5 protein-coding genes are annotated in these 4,335 nt (G+C 71.4%); 1 reads left to right on the top strand and 4 read right to left on the bottom strand.

The window, feature by feature from the left end; translation table 11 throughout:
- A partial coding sequence (locus G6024_RS15355; protein ID WP_241728322.1) for an amidase family protein occupies positions 1 to 822 on the top strand: 822 nt, incomplete at its 5' end.
- A gap of 38 nt (positions 823 to 860) precedes the next feature.
- On the opposite strand, the gene G6024_RS15350 is transcribed toward G6024_RS15355, so the two are convergent.
- From G6024_RS15350 to hpt, 4 genes are all read right to left on the bottom strand, one after another.
- Positions 861 to 1,097: a DUF1059 domain-containing protein gene (locus G6024_RS15350; protein WP_069389306.1), complete on the bottom strand. Its 237-nt coding sequence runs from the start codon at positions 1,095 to 1,097 to the stop codon at positions 861 to 863.
- 87 nt (positions 1,098 to 1,184) lie between these two features.
- Positions 1,185 to 2,021, bottom strand: a complete 837-nt coding sequence (locus tag G6024_RS15345; RefSeq protein WP_069389307.1) for a sigma-70 family RNA polymerase sigma factor — start codon at positions 2,019 to 2,021, stop codon at positions 1,185 to 1,187.
- An 8-nt stretch (positions 2,022 to 2,029) separates the two neighbouring features.
- Positions 2,030 to 3,571 carry an acyl-CoA synthetase gene (locus G6024_RS15340; protein WP_069389308.1) on the bottom strand — a complete coding sequence of 514 codons (1,542 nt, stop codon included), beginning with the start codon at positions 3,569 to 3,571 and terminating at the stop codon, positions 2,030 to 2,032.
- A 70-nt stretch (positions 3,572 to 3,641) separates the two neighbouring features.
- A complete protein-coding gene (gene hpt / locus G6024_RS15335; RefSeq protein WP_067711558.1) occupies positions 3,642 to 4,199 on the bottom strand; it encodes a hypoxanthine phosphoribosyltransferase in 558 nt (185 codons plus the stop codon).
- Between the last annotated feature and the right edge of the window lie 136 nt (positions 4,200 to 4,335).

Below are 4,335 nucleotides of genomic sequence, written 5' to 3'. Positions count from 1 at the left end.
GTCACCATCAAGCCGGGGCCCGGTGTCGTCCCCACCCGCCTGGCCGGCGACAACTGGGGCGGCCTGGCCGAATCCGGTCCGCTGGCCAGGACCGTCGGCGACGTCGCGCTGGCCCTGTCGGTGATGGCCGGTCGTCCGGAACTCGCGGACGTCGGACCCGTCCCCGGCGGGACGCGTATCGGCATGTCCGTGGCCAGCCCGATCCGGCTGGGCCGCGATCTGGTGCGCATCCACGCGCCCTGGACGCGCGCGGCCCGGGAGGCCGCGGAGGTGCTGCGGGGGGCCGACCTCGTCGTCGTCGACACCACCCTGCCCTCCCCCACCGACCCCGTGCTCTATCTTGCGCGCTGGACCACCGGCGTCGCACGGGCGGCGGAGGACGAGAACCTGCCCCTGTCCGCGATGGAGCGACGCACCCGGCACCACGCACTGCTCGGCCGGACGGTCTTCCGTCGCGGCGGCGCGGGAGACGGGGACACCCGCTGGAACCGTGGCGTGGAGACGCTCCGCGCGGAGGTCGAACGGGCGATGGACTCGGCGGGGATCGACGTGTGGCTCACCCCGTCGCTGGCGGACGTGCCACCCGAGGCGACCGACTGGCACCGACGCTCCTGGGGCCGATCATTGTGGGCGTCGATGAGGTTCTCCCCGTTCACCCCGCTGGCCAACGTGCTCGGTTGGCCCGCCGTGTCCGTCCCGTGCGGCACCACCCACACCCCCCTCGGCCGGGTCCTGCCCACCTCGGTCCAGCTCGTCGGGCGGCCCGGTTCGGAGGCGACGCTGCTCGCGCTGGCGGCGGTGATCGAGAGCGGCGGTCGCTGACACCGGCCGGCAGGGGCGGGTCGGCGGGCCGCGTGGCGTCAGTCCTCCGGCAGGTCGGCGAACCTCTTCTTGACGTCCCGGTACCACCCGAGTGACTGCCGCGGCCGCCGCCACCGGCTCTTCATGTCCTCGCGCGCCGGCACGTGGGCGTCGTCGCCGGCCCCGACGCGCTCCTTGAGGTGGGCGTCCTGGGCGTTGATCACGTCGTCCGCGGTGTCACCGCGGTGCGGCAGATCGCAGGGGCCACCCAGGTCCTTGCAGGTCATGGTCTTCATGGGGTCGATCCTCCCTGTCCGGGCGACGCCGGAGCGCGTCGCCTCACCCTGATGACGAGCGGGCGGCCGGAACTGTGACCGCCCCGCTCATCTCGGCTCGCCGTCGCTGCGGCGGCGGATCGCGGCGAGCACGTCCGGGTCCGCACGGAAGTCGATGCGCCTGACCACGCCGCCGGCGATCCGGAAGTCGAACGCCACCCGGGCCACGCCGCGATCGAACCACGCCGCGCCCGGCCGCCCGTGGACGAACACCGGCAACGCCGCGGCGGCTGCCCCGTCGAAGAACTCCGCCACCGCGTCGCGGCCCTCGATGCCGACCGGGGTACCGAGACTGACGGCGATCGGATCACCGACCACCACCACGTCCGGCGCGAGGAGACCGAGCAGCCGGGTGAACTCGCCGTTGCGCGCGGCGTCGAGGAAGGCGTCGACGACGACCCAGTCCACCTTCCGGGCGCCGGGACCCGCTCCCGCGAGCTTCGCACGCGCCCTCGACGCCTGTTTGCGGGCCGCGGCCGGTGAGCAGTCCAGCACGTCGGCGATCGTGGCGAAGTCGACCGAGAACGAGTCGTGCAGCACGAACACCACCCGCTCGGCCGGGGCGAGTCGGTCGAGCACGACGTGCAGCGCCGCGCCCATGGAATCCGCGAGGAGCACCTCCTCGGACGGGCCCGGCTCCGGCGCCGGCCTGTCGACGGGCTCCGTCGGGGGCGGGACGACGGCCTTGAGCCGGTCCAGGCAGAGGCGGGTCACCACGGTGGTGAGCCAGGCCGGGAGTGAGTCGACCGCCCGCGTGTCGGCCCGCGCCAGCCGGAGCCACGCCTGCTGCACCACGTCCTCGGCCTCCGCCGGGTCGCCGAGCACGCGCGCGGCGATCCGGACGAGCCGGGGGCGTTCACTCTCGAATTCGGAGGTGCGGTCCATACCCCTCGCTAGGCGCTCGTGTACTGCTGCACGATCCGGCGCTTGACCAGCTTGCCGGTGGGGGTGCGGGGCAGTTCGTCCACGAAGTCCAGGCCCCGCGGGATCTTGAAGTCGGAGATCCTCCCGCGCAGGGCGCCGAGGATCTCGTCGGCGAGGCCGGGGTCGCCCGCACGGTCGGCGGCCGGTACCACCACGGCGTGCACCCTCTCGCCCATCTCCTCGTCCGGGATCCCGATCACGGCGACGTCCTCGACCGCCGGGTGCAGGACCAGGGCGTTCTCGATCTCCTGCGGGTAGATGTTCACCCCGCCCGAGATGATGGTGAACGCCTTGCGGTCGGTGAGGTAGAGGAAGCGGTCCTCGTCGAGGTAGCCCACGTCGCCGAAGGTGGACCAGTTGGGGTGCTCGGGGTGGAAGACGGACGCCGTCTTCTCCGGGTCACCGTGGTACGAGAAGGTGCCCTCGTCCTGCTGCCAGTAGATGGTGCCGATCTCGCCGGTGGGCACCTCGTTGCCCTCCTCGTCGCAGATGTGCGCGATGCCCTTGAGCCCGTCGCGACCCACCGAACCGGGGCGTTCGAGCGCCTCCTGCGAGTTGATGAACGTGATGCCCATGCCCTCGGTGGCCGAGTAGTACTCGTGGACCACCGGGCCCCACCACTCGATCATCCGTCGTTTGACCTCGGGCGGGCACGGCGCGGCGGCGTGGATCGCGTGGGTCATGCTGGACACGTCGTAGCGCGCCCGCGTCTCCTCCGGCAGCTTGAGCATGCGCACGAACATCGTCGGCACCCACTGCGAGTGCGTCACCCGGTACTCCTGGATGAGCCGCAGCGCCTCCTCCGCGTCGAAGCGGTCCATGAGGATCACGGTCCCGCCGACGGAGTTGACCACGCCGCAGAACCGCAGCGGGGCCGCGTGGTACAGCGGTGCCGGGCACAGGTAGACGCTGTCGGCGTCGAAGGCGTACAGGAAGCTGAACACCGGCGTGTAGCTGTCCGGCACCTCGTCGATCTGCCCTTCGGGCGGGTCGACGCGCACGCCCTTCGGCCGGCCGGTCGTGCCGGAGGAGTAGAGGAAGTCGTGGCCGCGGGGCTGGTCGGCGGGCGGCTCGGTCGACCTGCCCTCGAGCAGCGTCCGGTAGTCCTCGAACCCCTCCAGCGCGCCGCCGAACACCACGCGGTGCTCCACGCCCGGATGCGCCTCCGGGGAGACGTCGACGTGGTCGGCGACCGGGGCGGAGACGAACAGCGCCCGGGCCCCGCAGTCGCCGATGATGTACGACGACTCGTCCGCAGTGAGGTGGTGGTTGATGGCCGCGATGTACAGGCCGCAGCGCAGCGCCCCCCAGTAGATCTCCAGCATCTCCAGGGTGTTGTCCGAGACCACGGCGATCGTGTCGCCGGGACGCAGCCCCCAGTCGTCGGTCAGGAGATGCGCGAGCTGCGCGGAACGCGCCTCGAGCTGGGCGTACGTGATCTGCTCCCCCGTCGCCGGGCGGATGGCCGCGGGCTTGTCGGGAGTGGTGGCGGCGAAGGTTCCTGGAAACATGCTGCCAGACTAACCGCTGAACGTGATCTGGATCACGAATCAGACAGACACGTGTCCAGCAGTCGTCGCGTCAGGAGTACATGCGCGGGTGCAGCCTGCCGATGTACGGCAGATCGCGGTAGCGCTCGGCGAAGTCGAGGCCGTAGCCCACGACGAACTCGTTGGGGATGTCGAACCCGATCTCGAGGATGTCCAGGTCCGCCTTCACCGCGTCGGGCTTGCGCAGCAGGGTGACGATCTCCAGCGACCGCGGGTTGCGGGTGCGCAGGTTGCGCATGAGCCAGGACAGGGTCAGCCCGGAGTCGATGATGTCCTCGACGATGATCACGTCACGGTCGGCGATGTCGCGGTCGAGGTCCTTGAGGATCCGCACCACACCGGAGGAACTGGTGGAGGAGCCGTACGAGCTGACGGCCATGAACTCCATCTCGGACGGGATGGGCAGGGCCCGGGCGAAGTCGGAGACGAAGATCGCGGCGCCCTTGAGGACGGCGACCAGCACGACCTCCTTCTCGACGTCCGCGTAGCGCTCGCCGACGGTGGCGGCCATCTCGGCGATCCGCTCGCGGATCGACTCCTCGTCGAGCAGGACCGATTCGATCTCGTCCGCGTACTTGTCCGTGGTCATCTACGTCCCCGCTCCGCTCGCCCGGTCGTTCTCCAGGACCACCTTTCCACGTCGGCGCCGGGCGACCAACCTGGCCGAGGGCCCCGCCCCACCCGCGCCCGCGGGCCCGGTGCCACCGACCGCCACCCCGCCCTGC

The sequence above is a fragment of the Dietzia maris genome, from assembly GCF_014144855.1.
GTDB lineage: Bacteria > Actinomycetota > Actinomycetes > Mycobacteriales > Mycobacteriaceae > Dietzia > Dietzia kunjamensis.
The sequence above is the reverse complement of the archived record's forward strand: the minus strand, read 5'-3'. Positions and strand labels throughout refer to the sequence as shown.

Bases quoted from the DNA above. Each gene is read 5' to 3' on its own strand.
- G6024_RS15350 (WP_069389306.1), bottom strand. From the start codon at position 1,097: ATGAAGACCATGACCTGCAAGGACCTGGGTGGCCCCTGCGATCTGCCG.
- G6024_RS15345 (WP_069389307.1), bottom strand. From the start codon at position 2,021: ATGGACCGCACCTCCGAATTCGAGAGTGAACGCCCCCGGCTCGTCCGG.
- G6024_RS15340 (WP_069389308.1), bottom strand. From the start codon at position 3,571: ATGTTTCCAGGAACCTTCGCCGCCACCACTCCCGACAAGCCCGCGGCC.
- hpt (WP_067711558.1), bottom strand. From the start codon at position 4,199: ATGACCACGGACAAGTACGCGGACGAGATCGAATCGGTCCTGCTCGAC.